Here is a 15,626-nt window from a genome sequence, read left to right as displayed (position 1 = left end):
GGACGACCCAGGACCCCTGGTTCCGCGAGGGGTCCGCGCTTGCCGTGAACCTTGCTGTCCACGACCTGGTCTTCACCCGGGGCACCCCGCCACGGACGGAGGGTTGCCGGACAGTCGGCCGGGGCCTCATGACTGTCACTCATGACCTGTTGAAAAACCTATGGGAACTGATCGGCGTCCCGCAACCCGAGTCCGGATCGCGGGACGCACGTCACACGGCGGGGCTCGCTACGACGCGTTGGTGGCGGCCACCCAGCGGTCCAGGGCGCGCTTGGCGGCGCCCGAGTCGATCGCCTCGGCCGCCCGGTCCATGCCGGCCCGGATGCGCTCCGCCAGGGGTCCCTCGCCGCCCTCCAGGGCGACCAGGGCGGCCGCCGAGTTCAGCAGCACCGCGTCCCGCACGGGGCCTCTCTCGCCGTTCAGCAGACGCCGGGCGACGTCGGCGTTGTAGGAGGCGTCGGCGCCGCGCAGGGCCTCGACCGGCACCAGGTCGAGGCCGACGTCCCGCGGGTCGAAGGTCTCCTCGGTCACCCGGCCGTCGCGCACGACCCAGACCCGGGAGGTGGCGGTCGTGGTCAGCTCGTCGAGGCCGTCGTCGCCCCGGAACACCAGGGACGAGTGGCCGCGCTCCGCGAGGACACCGGCGATGATCGGCGCCATCGGGGCATGGGCGACGCCGATCGCCTGGGCCTTCACCTTCGCGGGGTTGGTCAGCGGGCCCAGGAAGTTGAACACCGTGCGGATGCCCAGCTGGCCGCGCGCCGAGGCCACGTGGCGCAGCGCCGGGTGGAACTTCACGGCGAAGCAGAAGGTGATGCCGGCCTCCTCGGCGACCTCCGCCACCCGCTGCGGCGTCAGCTCCAGATTGACGCCGAGCTTCTCCAGGACGTCGGAGGCCCCGGACGCGGACGAGGCGGCCCGGTTGCCGTGCTTGACGACCTTCGCGCCCGTGCCGGCCACGACGATCGCCGACATGGTGGAGATGTTGACCGTCTTGGCGCCGTCGCCTCCGGTGCCGACGATGTCGACCGTCTCGCCCGGCACCTCGATGACGTTGGCGTGCGCGTACATGGTGCGGACCAGGCCGGAGATCTCCTCGACCGTCTCGCCCTTGAACCTCAGGCCCACCGCCAGGCCGGCGATCTGCGCGTCGGTCGCCTCACCGCGCATGATCACGTCCAGCGCCCAGGCGGTGTCGTCCTGGGACAGGTCGTGGCCGTCCAGCAGCCGGTTCAGCAGGGCGGGCCAGGAGCGGCCGCCCGCGATGTCGCCTCCAGCGGGGGTCACAGCGCTCATGGTCGCTCCTGATGGTCGTAGGTCGTGGAGATGGAGTGTGGTCCCACCCTATCCAGCCCCCGGCACGGCGAAGAGCCCCGTCCGCGGAACGGACGGGGCCCTTCGACCGTGGTGTGGCGACGCCGGAGGGTCAGTGGTGGCCGTGGCCGCTCGTGATCTCCTTGTACTCCTCGACGGTCGGCTTCGGAATCTGCGACTCCTCGCCGTAGTACGAGTCGCTCAGCTTGGCGCGGAGCTTCTCGCCGCGGGACACCTTGCGCTCGACACCGTTCTCGTCGACCGTCGGGCCGATCTCGGCCGGCTTGTACTGGTCGTGCGCGGTGAGGGTGTGCAGCTGCTCCTGGCTGAGCGGCTCGTGCACCTCGATGAACTCACCGTGCGGCAGGCGCTTGATGATGCCCGACTCGCGGCCGTGCAGCACCTTCTCCTTGTCCCGGCGCTGGAGGCCGAGGCAGATCCGCTTGGTGATGATGAACGCGACGACCGGGCCGACGAAGAACGCGATGCGGACGAACCAGGTGATCGCGTTGATCGACAGGTGGAAGTGGGTGGCCCACAGGTCGTTGCCGCCACCGATCAACAGAATCATGTACCAGGTGATCCAGGCGACACCGAAGGCCGTCCGGGTCGGGGCGTTGCGCGGGCGGTCCAGGATGTGGTGCTCGCGCTTGTCGCCGGTGACCCAGGACTCGATGAACGGGTAGACCGCGATCGCCACGAGGACGAGCGGGAAGATCATCAGCGGGATGAACACGCCCAGCGCGAGCGTGTGACCCCAGAAGTTGACCTCCCAGCCGGGCATCACACGGATCAGACCCTCGGAGAAGCCCATGTACCAGTCGGGCTGGGCGCCGGTGGAGACCTGGTCCGGCCGGTAGGGACCGATGGCCCAGATCGGGTTGATCGTGGCGATGGCCGAGACGGCGGCGATCACACCGAAGACCAGGAAGAAGAAGCCTCCGGCCTTCGCCATGTACACCGGCAGCAGCGGCATGCCGACGACGTTCTTGTTGGTCTTGCCCGGACCCGCGAACTGCGTGTGCTTGTGGTAGAAGACCAGGATCAGGTGGGCGACCACCAGGCCGAGCATGATGCCCGGCAGCAGCAGGATGTGGATCGAGTAGAAGCGGGCCACGAAGTCGTCGCCCGGGAACTCGCCGCCGAACAGGAAGAACGAGAGGTACGTGCCGACGATCGGCACGGACAGGATCGCGCCCTCCATGAAGCGGACACCGGTGCCGGAGAGCAGGTCGTCCGGGAGTGAGTAGCCGGTGAAGCCGGTGAACATGCCCAGGACGAACAGCAGGAAGCCGAACAGCCAGTTGATCTCACGCGGCTTGCGGAACGCGCCGGTGAAGAACACGCGCATCATGTGCACGAACATGCCGGCGAGGAAGATCAGCGCCGCCCAGTGGTGGATCTGCCGGATCAGCAGACCACCGCGGACGTCGAACGAGATGTCCAGGGTGGACTTGAACGCCTCGCTCATCAGCTGTCCCTGCAGCGGGACGTACGAGCCGTGGTACTCCACCTCGTTCATCGAGGGGTGGAAGAACAGCGTCAGGTACACACCCGTGAGGATGATGACGATGAAGCTGTAGAGGCAGATCTCGCCCAGCATGAACGACCAGTGGTCGGGGAAGATCTTGCGCATGTTGGCCTTGGCCAGGGAGTAGATCCCGAGCCGGCCGTCGGCCCAGTCGGCGACACGTTCGCCGGCCGGGGCCTTCCCGCGGGAGCGGGACTCGTTGCTCTCTGAAGTGCTCATCCGCGCTCCCAGAAGCTAGGACCGACGGGCTCTGCGAAGTCGCCGAGCGCTTCGAGGTAACCCTCGTCGTTCACGCCGATGCGCAGCTGCGGCAGGGCGTGACCGGCGGGACCGAAGATCACCCGGGCGCCGTCGGCAAGGTCGAAGGTGGACTGGTGGCAGGGGCACAGCGCGTGGTGCGTCTGCTGCTCGTACAGGGAGATCGGGCAACCGACGTGGGTGCAGATCTTCGAGTACGCCACGATGCCCTCGTGCGACCACTCGAGCTCGCGCTTGTCCTTGATGGCCTCCGGCTCCAGCCGGATGATCATCAGGGCCGCCTTGGCGATCTCGGTCTGGAAGTCGTGGTCGTGCTCTTCCAGGCCCTCTGGCATGGCGAAGGTGAGCGACCCGACCGCGACGTCGGAGGGACGCAGCGGCTCGTGGGTGTTCATGTTGACCAGCAACTTGCCCTTGGACCACAGGGTGTGGCGGAGGCTGGTGCCGGGCAGCGGGCCGAGGTCGCGCAGCAGGACGACGCCGGAGAGCGGCACCAGGGTGAGCGCGCCGAACATCGTGTTGCGGATCAGCTTGCGGCGCCCGATCACGGACTCCTTGGCGCCCTGCTTGAAGTCCGCGTGGACCTTGGCACGGGTCTCGGTGTCGGCCTCGATCGCGTGCCGCTCGTCGGCGACCTCCTCGTCGGACATCAGAGTGCGGGCCCAGTGGACCGCGCCCGCGCCGATCGCGAACAGCGCGACGCCGAGCGTCATGCCGAGCGCGAAGTTCAGCGCGCTGATGTGACCGATCGGGAAGATGTAGACCGACTTGTCGACCGGGATCGCCACGAACGAGGCGATGAAGCCGATGGTGGCCAGCATCGACACCGTGAACAGCAGGGCGACCGTGCGCTCGGACCGCTTGGCGGCCCGCTCGTCGGTGTCCTGGATCCGGTGTTCGTGGGGCGGCAGCCCCGGGTCGGCGAACGGGTTCTCCTCGTCCGCGACCTTCACCGCACCGTGCGCGTGGCCCTGCTCAGCGGGCAGGTTCTCTTCTGGAATGTCTTGGCTACTCATGACTTCCTGGCCTTTGCGGTCCGAGCGGCGACCCAGACGGCGACGGCGATCAGCGTGCCCAGTCCGAAGACCCAAGCGAACAGACCCTCACTGACCGGACCCAGTCCGCCGAGGCTGAGGCCACCGGGCTCGACGGTGTCGTCACCGTTGACCGCGTCCAGGTAGGCGATGATGTCCTTCTTGTTCTGCTCCGACAGCGTGGTGTCGGGGAACGAGGGCATGTTCTGCGGGCCGGTCTGCATGGCCTCGTAGATGTGCTTGGGGTCGACGCCCTCAAGAGTCGGTGCGTACTTGCCGTGCGTCAGGGCGCCGCCCTTGCCGGTGAAGTTGTGGCACTGCGCGCAGTTGGTGCGGAACAGCTCGCCACCCTTGGCGATGTCCGCGCCCTCGGGGCCGTACTTCTCCTCCGACGGGATGGCCGGACCGGCGCCCAGCGAGGCGACGTAGGCGGCCAGCTGGTCGATCTCGGCCTGGGAGTAGATGACCGGCTTTTCCGGGACCTGCGCGCCCGGCTGCTGGGCCGGCATGCGGCCGGTGCCGACCTGGAAGTCGACGGCGGCGGCGCCCACGCCCACCAGGCTCGGGCCGTCGGTGGTGCCCTGACCTCCGGTGCCGTGGCAACTGGCACAGCCGACGGCGTAGAGCTTCTTGCCCTCGTCGATGGCGAGGGACTGGGCGGTTTCATCGGCCTGCGCCTTGCTCGCGGGTGCGAACGCGGCGTACAGCCCCCCTGTGCATGCCAGCGCGAGGAGTAGGACGACGAGCGCCGCCAGCGGATGGCGTCGTCGTGCGGAGAGCTTTTTCACGGATTACCCCGGTGTCAGGATCTTCTGCGTCGATGCTTCTGGTATTGCGCGGGTGCGTGCCGCGACTACTTGATCATGTAGATCGTGGCGAAGAGGCCGATCCAGACGACATCGACGAAGTGCCAGTAATAGGACACGACGATGGCCGCGGTCGCCTGCTCGTGGGTGAACCTCCGGGCCGCGTAGGTGCGGCCGAGGACCAGCAGGAAGGCGATGAGGCCGCCCGTCACGTGCAGTCCGTGGAAGCCGGTGGTCAGGTAGAACGCCGAGCCGTACGGGTCGGACGAGAGTGAGAGACCCTCGTGCTTGACCAGCTCGGTGTACTCGAACACCTGGCCGCCGATGAAGATCGCACCCATCACGAACGTGACGATGAACCACATCCGGAGCTTCTTCACGTCACCGCGCTCGGCCGCGAACACGCCGAGCTGGCAGGTGAGGGAGGAGAGCACCAGGATCGTGGTGTTCGTCGCGGAGAACGGGAAGTTCAGCGTATCGGCCTTCTCGGACCAGAAGTCCGGGCCGGTCACCGATCGCAGGGTGAAGTACATCGCGAAGAGGGCCGCGAAGAACATCAGCTCGGAACTCAACCAGATGATGGTTCCGACGCTGGTGAGGTTCGGCCGGTTGACCGACGGGTGCGCGTGCCCGGTTTCTACTGTCGTTGCTGTCGCCACGACCGACATTATGTCGGTCGCTTATCCCGCCCTCACCCCGGGGGGTGCCGTTCGGAGTGTCCGCCCCGTCTGTACTGCCCGTATGGCCCATCGAACAGCCCGTCGAAGCCGTGGCCGAACCGGTGTTGACGAGGTGTTCAAGGGAGTAGCATCCGGCCCAACGGGCTACGACAGCCACGACAGCCTTACCCGTCTTCACCGCGTATCGGAGGAAGCATGCAGGCGACCGCCACGGTGCTGGTCTACAGCGACGACTCCAACACCCGCGAACAGGTGCGGCTCGCGACCGGCCGCCGGCCGGCTCCCGACGTCCCCGTGGTCGAGTTCGTGGAGTGCGCCACCCCGGCCGCCGTGCTCACGGAGCTGGACAAGGGCGGGATCGACGTCTGCGTGCTGGACGGGGAGGCCGTTCCGATGGGCGGCATGGGGGTGTGCCGCCAGATCAAGGACGAGGTCTTCATGTGCCCGCCGGTGCTGCTGCTGATCGCGCGGCCGCAGGACGCGTGGCTGGCCACGTGGAGTCGGGCGGAGGCGGCTGTGACGCTGCCGGTGGAGCCCGTTGAATTCGCCGGTGCGCTGGCGGCGCTGTTGCGCCAGAAGAGGCTCCAGAGCGCCTGAGGGGGTGGGGGTGCGGGTTGTGCGGCGGGTGCGGCTGCGTTGTGGCTTGTCGCGCAGTTCCCCGCGCCCCTGGGTGGGTCACACCACTGTCGGTCGCAGCCTTGCCGTCTCCTGACTGGTCGAGGCGTTGCCGGTGCCGCCCGTTAGGGCGCTGCCTGTGCGCCACTTGTTCCAGTCCAGGTTCCAGTCGCCGAAGCCGTTGCCGAAGGGCTCCATCGCCTCGCCGCCGGAGTTGACCACCTCCACGAGGTCGCCCTCCTGGACGGTCTTGAAGAACCACTCCGCGTTGGCGGTGCTCATGCCGACGCAGCCGTGGCTGACGTTGGCCGCCCCCTGGGAGCCTACGGACCAGGGGGCGGCGTGCACGTACTCGCCGCTCCAGGTGACGCGGGTGGCGAAGTACACCGGCAGGTCGTACGACTCCGAGGAGCCCTCGGCGATGCCCACGGTGCTGCTGCGCATGCGCACGAAGGGTTCCTTGCCGAGGACGACCTTGACGCCGTTGCGGGTGTCGAAGCCGGGCTTGCCGGCGGTGACCGGGACCTGCTTGATCTCCTTGCCGTCCTGGAAGACCGTGAGCGTGTGCGCGGCGGCGTCGGTGACGGCGACCACCCGGTCGTCCGTGGTGATCTTCAGGGGCTTGGCGGCGCCGCCCCACATGCGGTCGCCGACCTTGATGCCGTCGAGGGTGCTGCGGACCTGGATGGTGGCGTGCGCCGGCCAGAACTCCTTCGGGCGGTAGTGGAGCTTCTTGTCGTCCACCCAGTGCCAGGCGCCCTCCACCGAGGGCGTGGAGTCCACCTTCAGCGCACGCTCGACTATCGCCCGCTGCGCCTTGTCCCGGACCGGCTGGCTCAGCTCCGCGGTGATGGGCTGGCCGACCCCGTACGCGCCCGCCTTGGGCCCGAAGGTGATGTCCAGGGTCTTCTTGGCGCCGGGCTTGCCCGTCTCGAAGGTGAGCACCTTGCGGCCGGGCGCGCCGTCGCCGTCCTCGGTGCTGACCCGCACCGTGTAGCTGGCGTTGGCGGCCAGGGGTGAGGTGCTGTGCCAGCGGGCGCCGTCGGCGGACAGTTCGCCGGCGACGTAGCGGCCGGACGCGTCCATGGCCGTGACGTCCGTGATGCGCCCGTCGGCGCCCTCGGCGACGACCTCCAGGGGTTTGTCGGGGTCGGCCTTCTTCCCGCCGTCCTTGGGGCCGTTGAAGGAGATCTGACCGGCCGCGTCGTAGGGCGAGGCGGACAGCGGGTTGTCGTCGCCGGTGCAGGCGGTGACGCTCGCGCCGAGGGCCATCACCAGCAGGGTGCAGCCGACGACCGTACGCCCCCGCGCCTGGAAGTGAACCGTGTCGCTCATGACCTCACGCTAGGGAGCCACGTCAATGACGGCACGGTGGGTAATCCGAACGAGTGAGAAGGTGTACGGCAGACGAGGGGGCCCGGACGCTCCTGACGGAGTGTCCGGGCCCCTTGGCGCTCGGCGCGTGCTACTGGGTGCGGTTCTCACCGCGGTAGTACTCGAAGACCCAGCCGAACAGGCCGACCAGGATCACCGGTGCCGAGAAGTACATGATCCACCAGCCGACGGCGACACCCAGGAAGGCGAGCGCACCGCCGAAGCCGAGTGCCAGCGGCTGCCAGCTGTGCGGGCTGAAGAACCCGACCTCGCCGGCGTCGTCCGCGACGTCCGCCTCCTTGTTGTCCTGCGCACCGACGTCGACCCGCTTGGCCGTGAAGGCCAGGTAGAAGCCGATCATGATGGACAGGCCGAAGGCCAGGAAGAGCGCCGTGGTGCCGGCCGGCTCCTTGGACCAGTAGCCGTAGACGACCGCCACGACGAGGATGAAGACGCTCAACCAGATGAACATCTTGCCCTGGATCTTCACTTCCCGGCCTCCTTGCCGCCGGCGAGGGCCTTCTCACCGTGACCGACGTTCTCCAGCTGGTCGATCGCGGAGATCTCGGGGTGGTGCAGGTCGAAGGCCGGGGATTCACTGCGGATGCGCGGCAGCGTGAGGAAGTTGTGCCGTGGCGGCGGGCAGGAGGTCGCCCACTCCAGCGAACGGCCGTAGCCCCACGGGTCGTCCACCTCGACCGGCTTGCCGTACTTGGCCGTCTTCCAGATGTTGTAGAAGAACGGCAGCATCGACGCGCCGAGCAGGAACGAGCTGATCGTCGAGATCGTGTTCAGGGCGGTGAACCCGTCGGCCGCCAGGTAGTCGGCGTACCGGCGCGGCATGCCCTCGGCGCCCAGCCAGTGCTGGACCAGGAAGGTGCCGTGGAAGCCGACGAACAGCGTCCAGAAGGTGATCTTGCCGAGCCGCTCGTCCAGCATCTTGCCGGTGAACTTCGGCCACCAGAAGTGGAAGCCCGCGAACATCGCGAACACCACCGTGCCGAACACCACGTAGTGGAAGTGCGCCACCACGAAGTACGAGTCCGAGACGTGGAAGTCCAGCGGCGGCGAGGCCAGGATGACACCGGTCAGACCACCGAAAAGGAAGGTGATCAGGAAGCCGGTGGACCACAGCATCGGCGTCTCGAACGACAGTGACCCCTTCCACATGGTGCCGATCCAGTTGAAGAACTTCACACCGGTCGGGACCGCGATCAGGAAGGTCATGAAGGAGAAGAACGGCAACAGCACGCCGCCCGTGACATACATGTGGTGCGCCCACACCGTCACCGACAGGCCCGCGATGGCGATCGTCGCCGCGATCAGACCCGTGTAACCGAAGATCGGCTTGCGGGAGAAGACCGGGATGATCTCACTGATGATGCCGAAGAACGGCAGCGCGATGATGTACACCTCGGGATGCCCGAAGAACCAGAACAGGTGCTGCCACAGCAGCGCCCCGCCGTTGGCCGAGTCGAAGATGTGCGCACCGAACTTGCGGTCCGCCTCCAGCGCGAACAGGGCCGCGGCCAGCACCGGGAAGGCCAGCAGGACCAGCACCGCGGTCAGCAGCACGTTCCACGTGAAGATCGGCATCCGGAACATCGTCATGCCGGGCGCGCGCATGCAGATGATCGTGGTGATGAAGTTGACCGCGCCGAGGATGGTGCCGAAGCCGGAGAAGGCCAGACCCATGATCCACAGGTCGCCGCCGATGCCCGGCGAGTGCACCGCGTCGGACAGCGGCGAGTAGGCGAACCAGCCGAAGTCGGCCGCGCCCTGCGGGGTCAGGAACCCGCCCACCGCGATCGTCGAGCCGAACAGGTACAGCCAGTAGGCGAACATGTTCAGCCGGGGGAACGCCACGTCCGGCGCGCCGATCTGCAGCGGCATGATCCAGTTCGTGAAGCCGGCGAACAGCGGCGTCGCGAACATCAGCAGCATGATCGTGCCGTGCATCGTGAACGCCTGGTTGAACTGCTCGTTCGACATGATCTGCAGACCCGGCCGGGCCAGCTCGGCGCGCATGAACAGCGCCATCACGCCGCCGATCACGAAGAACGCGAACGACGTCACCAGATACAGCGTGCCGATCGTCTTGTGGTCAGTGGTCGTCAACCACTTGATCACGACGTTGCCGGGCTGCTTGCGCCGTACCGGCAGCTCGTTCTCGTACGAGTCCTCCGCTGCCGAGGCACCCTGGGGTTCGTTGAGGATGCTCACAGGTTGTTCGTCTCCCGGTTCTTCTCGTGGCTCGTCTGCGCGATGCCGGCGGGAACGTAACCGGTCTGCCCCTTCTTCACGAGGTCCTGGAGGTGCTGCTCGTAGCGCTCCGGGGAGACGACCTTCACGTTGAACAGCATCCGGGAGTGGTCCACGCCGCACAGCTCGGCGCACTTGCCGAGGAAGGTGCCCTCCTTGTTGGGGGTCACCTCGAAGGCGTTGGTGTGGCCCGGAATGACGTCCTGCTTCATGAGGAACGGCACCACCCAGAAGGAGTGGATGACGTCACGCGAGGTCAGGACGAAGCGGACCGTCTTGCCCTTGGGGAGCCAGAGGGTCGGACCCGGGTTGTTGGTCTGCGGGTTCTCCGAACTCGGGGTACCGCAGTCGTAGGTGCCGCCGGCGTTCGCCGGGAAGTCCTTCTTGAACCGGTCCGGGATGGCGGACAGTTCCTCGGAGGTCTTGGCGTCACCGGAGGAACCGTTGACGCTCTCGACGTAGTTGAAGCACCAGCTCCACTGGAAGCCGACCACGTTGACCGTGACGTCGGGCTTCTTCTTGAGGCTCAGGATCTCGGACTCGTCACGCGCGGTGAAGTAGAACAGCACCGAGACGATGACGAGCGGAACCATGGTGTACAGCGCCTCGATGGGCAGGTTGTACCTGGTCTGCGGAGGGACCTCGACCTTGGTGCGGCTGCGCCGGTGGAAGAACACACTCCACAGGATCAGGCCCCACACCAGCACGCCGGTGGCCAGCGCGGCAGCCCAGGACCCCTGCCACAGGGAGAGGATCCGCGGAGCCTCTTCCGTGGTGGGGGTGGGCATGCCGAGGCGGGGGAAGTCCTCGTATGTGCAACCTGTGGCGGTCGCCAGGACCAGGCCCGCGGTCAGTGCCTGCAGCAGCTTCCGCCGCGTCGGGCGCCGCGGCGTGGGGGTACCGCCCGCGCCGCCCGCGGCGTGGGGGAGGTCGGAGCCGTTGGGACTCACGTAGCGCCTTCCCGAGAGTCTCGCCCGCGCTGTTCGGCTGCGGCCTTCTCGGTGGTCGGTCGCCGCCCTGCGTCGGGCAGGGGTTTGATGTTTATGCGGACCAAACCCTAGCCGACGCCCTCCGGGGGGTCGCGGGGAGGGTGGCATACGCGCCGGGGGTCACTCCTTAAGGGTGGGATGGGGTGCCTACGGGGGTTGGGGCGGGGGGTTGGGTGGCGGCTGACGGTGCGTCGTGGCTTGTCGCGCCCACGCGGCGGAGCCGCATATCGAGCACAGCCCCGCGCCCCTGGCGGGGCGCTGCAGCGCCCGGCGTTCTAGCGTTGACGTGTGGCCTACTTCGATGCTGCTTCCGCTGCTCCCCTTCATCCCGTTGCCCGGCAGGCTCTGCTGGCCTCTCTTGATGAGGGGTGGGCCGATCCGGCTCGGCTCTATCGGGAGGGGCGCCGGGCCCGGTTGTTGCTGGACGCGGCTCGGGAGGCTGCCGCCGAGGCGGTGGGGTGTCGGGCGGACGAGTTGGTGTTCACCCCTTCCGGAACGCGGGCGGTGCATTCAGGGGTGGCGGGCGCGCTGGCCGGGCGTCGGCGCGTCGGACGCCACCTGATCGTGTCTGCCGTCGAACACTCCTCCGTACTCCATGCGGCGGAGGAAGTGGAGCGGAACGGCGGGACCGTCACCCAGGTCCCCGTGGACCGGACGGGCGCGGTGGATCCCGCGGCGTACGCGGCGGCCCTGACCGGCGACACCGCGCTGGCCTGTCTCCAGTCGGCCAACCACGAGGTCGGCACGGAGCAGCCGGTGGCGGAGGTGGCGGAGGTCTGCCGGGCGGCGGGCGTGCCGCTGCTGGTGGACGCGGCCCAGTCGCTGGGGTGGGGGAAGGTGCCGGGTGACTGGTCGCTGCTGGCGGCCAGTGCCCACAAGTGGGGCGGGCCCTCGGGAGTCGGGCTGCTGGTCGTCCGCAAGGGGGTGCGGTTCGCGCCGCAAGGGCCCGGGGACGAGCGGGAGTCGGGGCGAGCGCCCGGGTTCGAGAACCTCCCGGCGATCGTGGCCGCGGCGGCGTCGCTGCGGGCGGTGCGGGCCGAGGCGGCCGAGGAGGCGGCCCGGCTGCGGGAGCTGACGGAGCGGATCCGGGCGCGGGTGCCGGGCCTGGTGACGGACGTGGAGGTGGTCGGCGACGCGGTGCGGCGGCTGCCCGGGGTCGTCACCTTCTCGTGTCTCTATGTCGACGGGGAGACTCTGCTGCACGAGCTGGACCGTGCCGGCTTCTCCGTCTCGTCGGGATCGTCCTGCACCAGCAGCACCCTGACGCCGAGCCACGTCCTGAAGGCGATGGGTGTGCTCACCGAGGGCAACGTCCGGGTGTCGCTGCCGCCGGGCACGCCCGCCGAGGACGTCGAGCGGTTCCTGGAGGTGCTGCCGGGCACGGTGGCCGCGGTGCGGGAGAGGCTGGGGGCGCCGACGGCCACGGAGCCCGCCCCGGAGACCGGCGCGGACCTCGTCGTGGACGCGATCGGCCGCCGCTGCCCCGTCCCGGTCATCGAACTGGCCAAGGTCATCGGCGACGTCCCCGTCGGCGGCACGGTCCGCGTCCTCTCCGACGACGAGGCGGCCCGCCTGGACATCCCGGCGTGGTGCGAGATGCGGGGTCAGGAGTACGTAGGCGAGGAGCCGGCGGAAAGGGGAACGGCTTACTTGGTACGCCGGATCAGCTGACCCACCTCAGGGGCGCGGGGCTGTATCAATGTGCGGCTCCGCCGCGTGAGCGCGACCAGCCCCCCACAACCCGCACCCGACGACTCACCCCAGCCGCCCCCGAACCTCCTCCGCCGCCTCATCCCCATACGCCTTGGTGAACCGCTCCATGAAGTGCCCCCGACGGAGCTGGTACTCCTGCGTCCCCACCGTCTCGATGACCAGCGTCGCGAGCATGCACCCGACCTGCGCCGCCCGCTCCAGCGAAACCCCCCACGCCAGTCCCGACATGAACCCGGCCCGGAAGGCGTCGCCGACACCCGTGGGGTCTGCCTTGCGCTCCTCGTCGGGGACGCCGACCTCGATGGTCTCCTCGCCGACCCGCTCGATGCGCACGCCCTGCGCGCCGAGGGTGGTGACGCGGTGGCCGACGCGGCCGAGGATCTCCTCGTCCGTCCAGCCGGTCTTGGTCTCGATGAGCCCCTTCTCGTACTCGTTGGAGAAGAGGTAGGTCGCCCCGTCCAGCAGTATCCGGATCTCGTCGCCGTTCATCCGGGCGATCTGCTGGGAGAAGTCCGCGGCGAAGGGGATGGACCGCGCGCGGCACTCCTCGGTGTGCCGGAGCATCGCCTCCGGGTCGTCGGCGCCGATGGAGACCAGGTCGAGGCCGCCCACGCGGTCGGCGACGGTCTTCAGCTCGATGAGGCGGGCCTCGCTCATCGCGCCCGTGTAGAAGGAGCCGATCTGGTTGTGGTCGGCGTCGGTGGTGCAGACGAAGCGGGCGGTGTGCAGGGTCTCGGAGATGCGCACCGAGCCGGTGTCGACGCCGTGCCGGTCCAGCCAGGCCCGGTACTCGGCGAAGTCCGAGCCGGCCGCGCCGACCAGGATCGGCCGGATGCCGAGCTGGCCCATGCCGAAGGCGATGTTCGCGGCGACGCCGCCCCGGCGTACGTCCAGCTGGTCGACCAGGAAGGAGAGCGAGACCGTGTGCAGCTGGTCCGCGACGAGCTGGTCGGAGAATCGGCCGGGAAAGGTCATGAGGTGGTCGGTGGCGATGGAGCCGGTGACTGCGATGCGCACGGCGTGGACTCTCTCCTGAGGGGAGGCGGGTTGACAGTTCACGCTACCCGGGACCGCCTCCCGATCGAAGCAGGCAAAACTACCCGGTAGTACAACTTTCTTCGCGGTCCGTGACGTGCCTACGGTTCTGTTATGACGAACCTGAGGACCGCCGACCCCGCCCCGGCCGACCTGGACGGCGACCTGGCGTCGTTGCGCGGTGACTGCGCCCGGATGACCCCGCGCTGGTCGGCTCCGGCTCACGTCTCCACCCGTCCGGTGCCCGTCTCGCTGCTCCACGGCGTACGGGTGCCGCAGACGTCGGCCCGGTTGCTGGAGGCGATGTCGGACTACGGCGACTGAGCCGTTCGGGCGACGCGCGCCCGTCGCCGGGAACCGGATGCCCGCCCACCGCGTCCCATCGCTGTCCCCAGTAACAGCTGAAGGAGCGATGCGGTGAACAGCGAGCGACCCGACAACGACGACGCCACCGCCGCCGACGAGGCCGGCACCGGGCGTCCCGCGCGGCGGCGGCCCTCTGCGGTCGTCGTGGCGTCGGTCGCCGCCGCCGTGCTGTTGGTCGGCACGGGCGGTGCCTACCTCGCCACCTCCGCCTCCGACGGCGACCCGGACGGCGGTACGGCGTCCGGGGCGTCGGGCGACGACACTCCCCCGCCGCTGGCCCTGGACGACCACGGAACGTCCGCCGGCAGCGGTACGGACGGAACGAACGGCATCGCGCCCGGTGAGCCCAATCCGTACGGCGTCACCTACCGCGCCGACGGCTCGCTCCCCGAGGGGCCCGGCTCGGCGCCCGTGTACCGGACGAAGGGCGAGGTCACCGAGGCGGAGGTGGCCCGGCTGGCCGAGGCGCTCGGGGTGGCGGGCGCACCGCGCGTCCAGGGCGGCGCCTGGAAGGTCGGCAACGCCAAGGACGCCTCGGGGCCCCTGCTGACGGTGACCACGCAGGCGCCGGGCACCTGGACGTTCCACCGCTACACACCCGGCACCGACGACTGCAAGAAGGGCCCCGTGTGCCAGGCCCCGTCCGCCGACGGGAGCCCGGTCAGCGAGGCGGCCGCGAAGAAGGCGGCGGCGCCGGTGCTGAAGGCGCTGGGCCAGGACGACGCCAAGCTGGACGCGGGCCAGGTCATGGGCGCCCGGCGGGCCGTGAACGCCGAACCCGAGGTCGGCGGGCTGCCCACGCACGGCTGGACGACCGGCGTGGTCGTCGGTGCCCAGGGCGACGTGGTCGGCGGCAGCGGCCAGGTCAAGGCGCCGGTGAAGGGGGACACGTACCCCGTCCTGGACGCGAAGGAGACCCTGGCGCTGCTGAACTCGCCGGGCGGCGGTTCGGGGGCCGGAGTCGGTGGCATCGGGGGCTGCGCGAGCCCGGTGCCGCACGAGGACGGCGCGGACACGCCGTGCGAGCCGCCGACCGGCTCACCGGAGAAGCCCGGGAAGCCAGCGAAGCCCGAGAAGCCCGGAAAGCAGACGGTCACGGTCGAGGACGCGGTGTTCGGTCTGGCCGCGCATCCGGTGCGGGGGCGGCAGACGCTGGTGCCGTCCTGGCTGTTCGAGGTGCGCGCGCCGGGCGCGGAGGACAGCTCCACGGTCACGTATCCGGCGGTCGAACCGAGGTACCTGACCAGCGCGGCCCCCGCCTCGCCGTCCCCGTCCGACGAGCCGACCTCGAAGCCGGGCGAGCCGCGGGACGTGCGGGTGAACGGTTACACGGCCGAGGGCGGAGAGCTGACCGTGCACTTCACGGGCGGGGTGTGCGCGGACTACGAGGCGAAGGCCGAGGAGGAGGGCGGCGAGGTGACCGTGACGGTGACCGAGACCCCGCATCCGGACAAGGTGTGCATCCTGATCGCCAAGGAGTACGAGCGGACGGTGCGGCTCGACGAACCGCTCGGCGACCGGAAGGTCGTGGGCGCGGACGGCGAGAAGGTCCCGCTGCACAAGCCCGGCGCGCGGCTGCCGGCTCCGTCCGGGGGCCGGTGACACCGGGCGCGTTGAGCGGAAGAGGGCGGCGGCCCGGGGTTCTCGCC

The 15,626-nt window shown here is 69.2% G+C and carries 14 protein-coding genes and 1 riboswitch; of the genes, 4 read left to right on the top strand and 10 right to left on the bottom strand.

Features of this window, described 5'->3' with window-relative positions; genetic code table 11:
* Window positions 1–30 precede the first annotated feature (30 nt).
* Window positions 31–147: riboswitch (SAM riboswitch) on the bottom strand.
* 81 nt (window positions 148–228) lie between these two features.
* From trpD to ACFWR9_RS35700, 5 genes are all read right to left on the bottom strand, one after another.
* Window positions 229–1,296, bottom strand: a complete 1,068-nt coding sequence (gene trpD, locus ACFWR9_RS35720; protein ID WP_383849841.1) for an anthranilate phosphoribosyltransferase — start codon at window positions 1,294–1,296, stop codon at window positions 229–231.
* Between the two features lie 130 nt (window positions 1,297–1,426).
* Window positions 1,427–3,064, bottom strand: a complete 1,638-nt coding sequence (locus tag ACFWR9_RS35715; RefSeq protein WP_383849839.1) for a cytochrome bc complex cytochrome b subunit — start codon at window positions 3,062–3,064, stop codon at window positions 1,427–1,429.
* Window positions 3,061–4,119, bottom strand: a complete 1,059-nt coding sequence (locus ACFWR9_RS35710; protein WP_383849837.1) for a Rieske 2Fe-2S domain-containing protein — start codon at window positions 4,117–4,119, stop codon at window positions 3,061–3,063. Before ACFWR9_RS35710 ends, ACFWR9_RS35715 begins: the two co-directional genes overlap by 4 nt.
* On the bottom strand, window positions 4,116–4,925 hold the full coding sequence (locus ACFWR9_RS35705) for a c-type cytochrome (RefSeq protein ID WP_383849834.1): 810 nt from the start codon (window positions 4,923–4,925) through the stop codon (window positions 4,116–4,118). The genes ACFWR9_RS35710 and ACFWR9_RS35705 overlap by 4 nt, the downstream gene beginning before the upstream one ends.
* A 65-nt stretch (window positions 4,926–4,990) precedes the next feature.
* The gene (locus ACFWR9_RS35700; RefSeq protein ID WP_383849831.1) at window positions 4,991–5,611 is read right to left on the bottom strand and encodes a heme-copper oxidase subunit III; all 621 of its coding nucleotides are present in this window, start codon (window positions 5,609–5,611) and stop codon (window positions 4,991–4,993) included.
* Window positions 5,612–5,818: 207 nt separating this feature from the next.
* Here ACFWR9_RS35700 and ACFWR9_RS35695 point away from each other — a divergent pair, with 207 nt between their 5' ends.
* Complete coding sequence (locus tag ACFWR9_RS35695) at window positions 5,819–6,220, top strand: hypothetical protein (RefSeq protein ID WP_383849829.1); 402 nt, start codon at window positions 5,819–5,821, stop codon at window positions 6,218–6,220.
* A 78-nt stretch (window positions 6,221–6,298) separates the two neighbouring features.
* On the opposite strand, the gene ACFWR9_RS35690 is transcribed toward ACFWR9_RS35695, so the two are convergent.
* The 4 genes from ACFWR9_RS35690 to coxB form a co-directional block, all read right to left on the bottom strand.
* The gene (locus ACFWR9_RS35690) at window positions 6,299–7,573 is read right to left on the bottom strand and encodes an Ig-like domain-containing protein (RefSeq protein WP_383849826.1); all 1,275 of its coding nucleotides are present in this window, start codon (window positions 7,571–7,573) and stop codon (window positions 6,299–6,301) included.
* A gap of 130 nt (window positions 7,574–7,703) precedes the next feature.
* Window positions 7,704–8,102 (bottom strand): cytochrome c oxidase subunit 4, encoded by a 399-nt coding sequence (locus tag ACFWR9_RS35685; protein WP_383849823.1) that lies wholly within the window; start codon window positions 8,100–8,102, stop codon window positions 7,704–7,706.
* Entirely contained in the window at window positions 8,099–9,835 is a 1,737-nt protein-coding gene (gene ctaD / locus ACFWR9_RS35680) for a cytochrome c oxidase subunit I (protein ID WP_383849820.1), read from the bottom strand. The genes ACFWR9_RS35685 and ctaD overlap by 4 nt, the downstream gene beginning before the upstream one ends.
* On the bottom strand, window positions 9,832–10,824 hold the full coding sequence (gene coxB, locus ACFWR9_RS35675; protein WP_383849818.1) for a cytochrome c oxidase subunit II: 993 nt from the start codon (window positions 10,822–10,824) through the stop codon (window positions 9,832–9,834). Before coxB ends, ctaD begins: the two co-directional genes overlap by 4 nt.
* Before the next feature lie 327 nt (window positions 10,825–11,151).
* Here coxB and ACFWR9_RS35670 point away from each other — a divergent pair, with 327 nt between their 5' ends.
* Window positions 11,152–12,534 (top strand): cysteine desulfurase/sulfurtransferase TusA family protein, encoded by a 1,383-nt coding sequence (locus tag ACFWR9_RS35670; protein WP_383849816.1) that lies wholly within the window; start codon window positions 11,152–11,154, stop codon window positions 12,532–12,534.
* Between the two features lie 84 nt (window positions 12,535–12,618).
* Here the strand turns inward: ACFWR9_RS35670 and ACFWR9_RS35665 are convergent, their stop codons facing one another.
* Window positions 12,619–13,593 carry a carbohydrate kinase family protein gene (locus ACFWR9_RS35665; RefSeq protein WP_383849814.1) on the bottom strand — a complete coding sequence of 325 codons (975 nt, stop codon included), beginning with the start codon at window positions 13,591–13,593 and terminating at the stop codon, window positions 12,619–12,621.
* Between the two features lie 132 nt (window positions 13,594–13,725).
* Here ACFWR9_RS35665 and ACFWR9_RS35660 point away from each other — a divergent pair, with 132 nt between their 5' ends.
* The gene (locus ACFWR9_RS35660; protein ID WP_376364702.1) at window positions 13,726–13,935 is read left to right on the top strand and encodes a hypothetical protein; all 210 of its coding nucleotides are present in this window, start codon (window positions 13,726–13,728) and stop codon (window positions 13,933–13,935) included.
* A gap of 93 nt (window positions 13,936–14,028) precedes the next feature.
* Complete coding sequence (locus ACFWR9_RS35655) at window positions 14,029–15,579, top strand: hypothetical protein (protein WP_383849810.1); 1,551 nt, start codon at window positions 14,029–14,031, stop codon at window positions 15,577–15,579.
* Window positions 15,580–15,626 lie beyond the last annotated feature (47 nt).

This window comes from Streptomyces sp. NPDC058534 (assembly GCF_042717365.1).
Classification (GTDB): Bacteria; Actinomycetota; Actinomycetes; order Streptomycetales; family Streptomycetaceae; genus Streptomyces.
The sequence above is the reverse complement of the archived record's forward strand: the minus strand, read 5'-3'. Positions and strand labels throughout refer to the sequence as shown.

Coding starts and splice junctions, on each gene's coding strand:
- trpD (WP_383849841.1), bottom strand. CDS start 1,296: ATGAGCGCTGTGACCCCCGCTGGAGGCGACATCGCGGGCGGCCGCTCC.
- ACFWR9_RS35715 (WP_383849839.1), bottom strand. CDS start 3,064: ATGAGCACTTCAGAGAGCAACGAGTCCCGCTCCCGCGGGAAGGCCCCG.
- ACFWR9_RS35710 (WP_383849837.1), bottom strand. CDS start 4,119: ATGAGTAGCCAAGACATTCCAGAAGAGAACCTGCCCGCTGAGCAGGGC.
- ACFWR9_RS35700 (WP_383849831.1), bottom strand. CDS start 5,611: ATGTCGGTCGTGGCGACAGCAACGACAGTAGAAACCGGGCACGCGCAC.
- ACFWR9_RS35695 (WP_383849829.1), top strand. CDS start 5,819: ATGCAGGCGACCGCCACGGTGCTGGTCTACAGCGACGACTCCAACACC.
- ACFWR9_RS35690 (WP_383849826.1), bottom strand. CDS start 7,573: ATGAGCGACACGGTTCACTTCCAGGCGCGGGGGCGTACGGTCGTCGGC.
- ACFWR9_RS35660 (WP_376364702.1), top strand. CDS start 13,726: ATGACGAACCTGAGGACCGCCGACCCCGCCCCGGCCGACCTGGACGGC.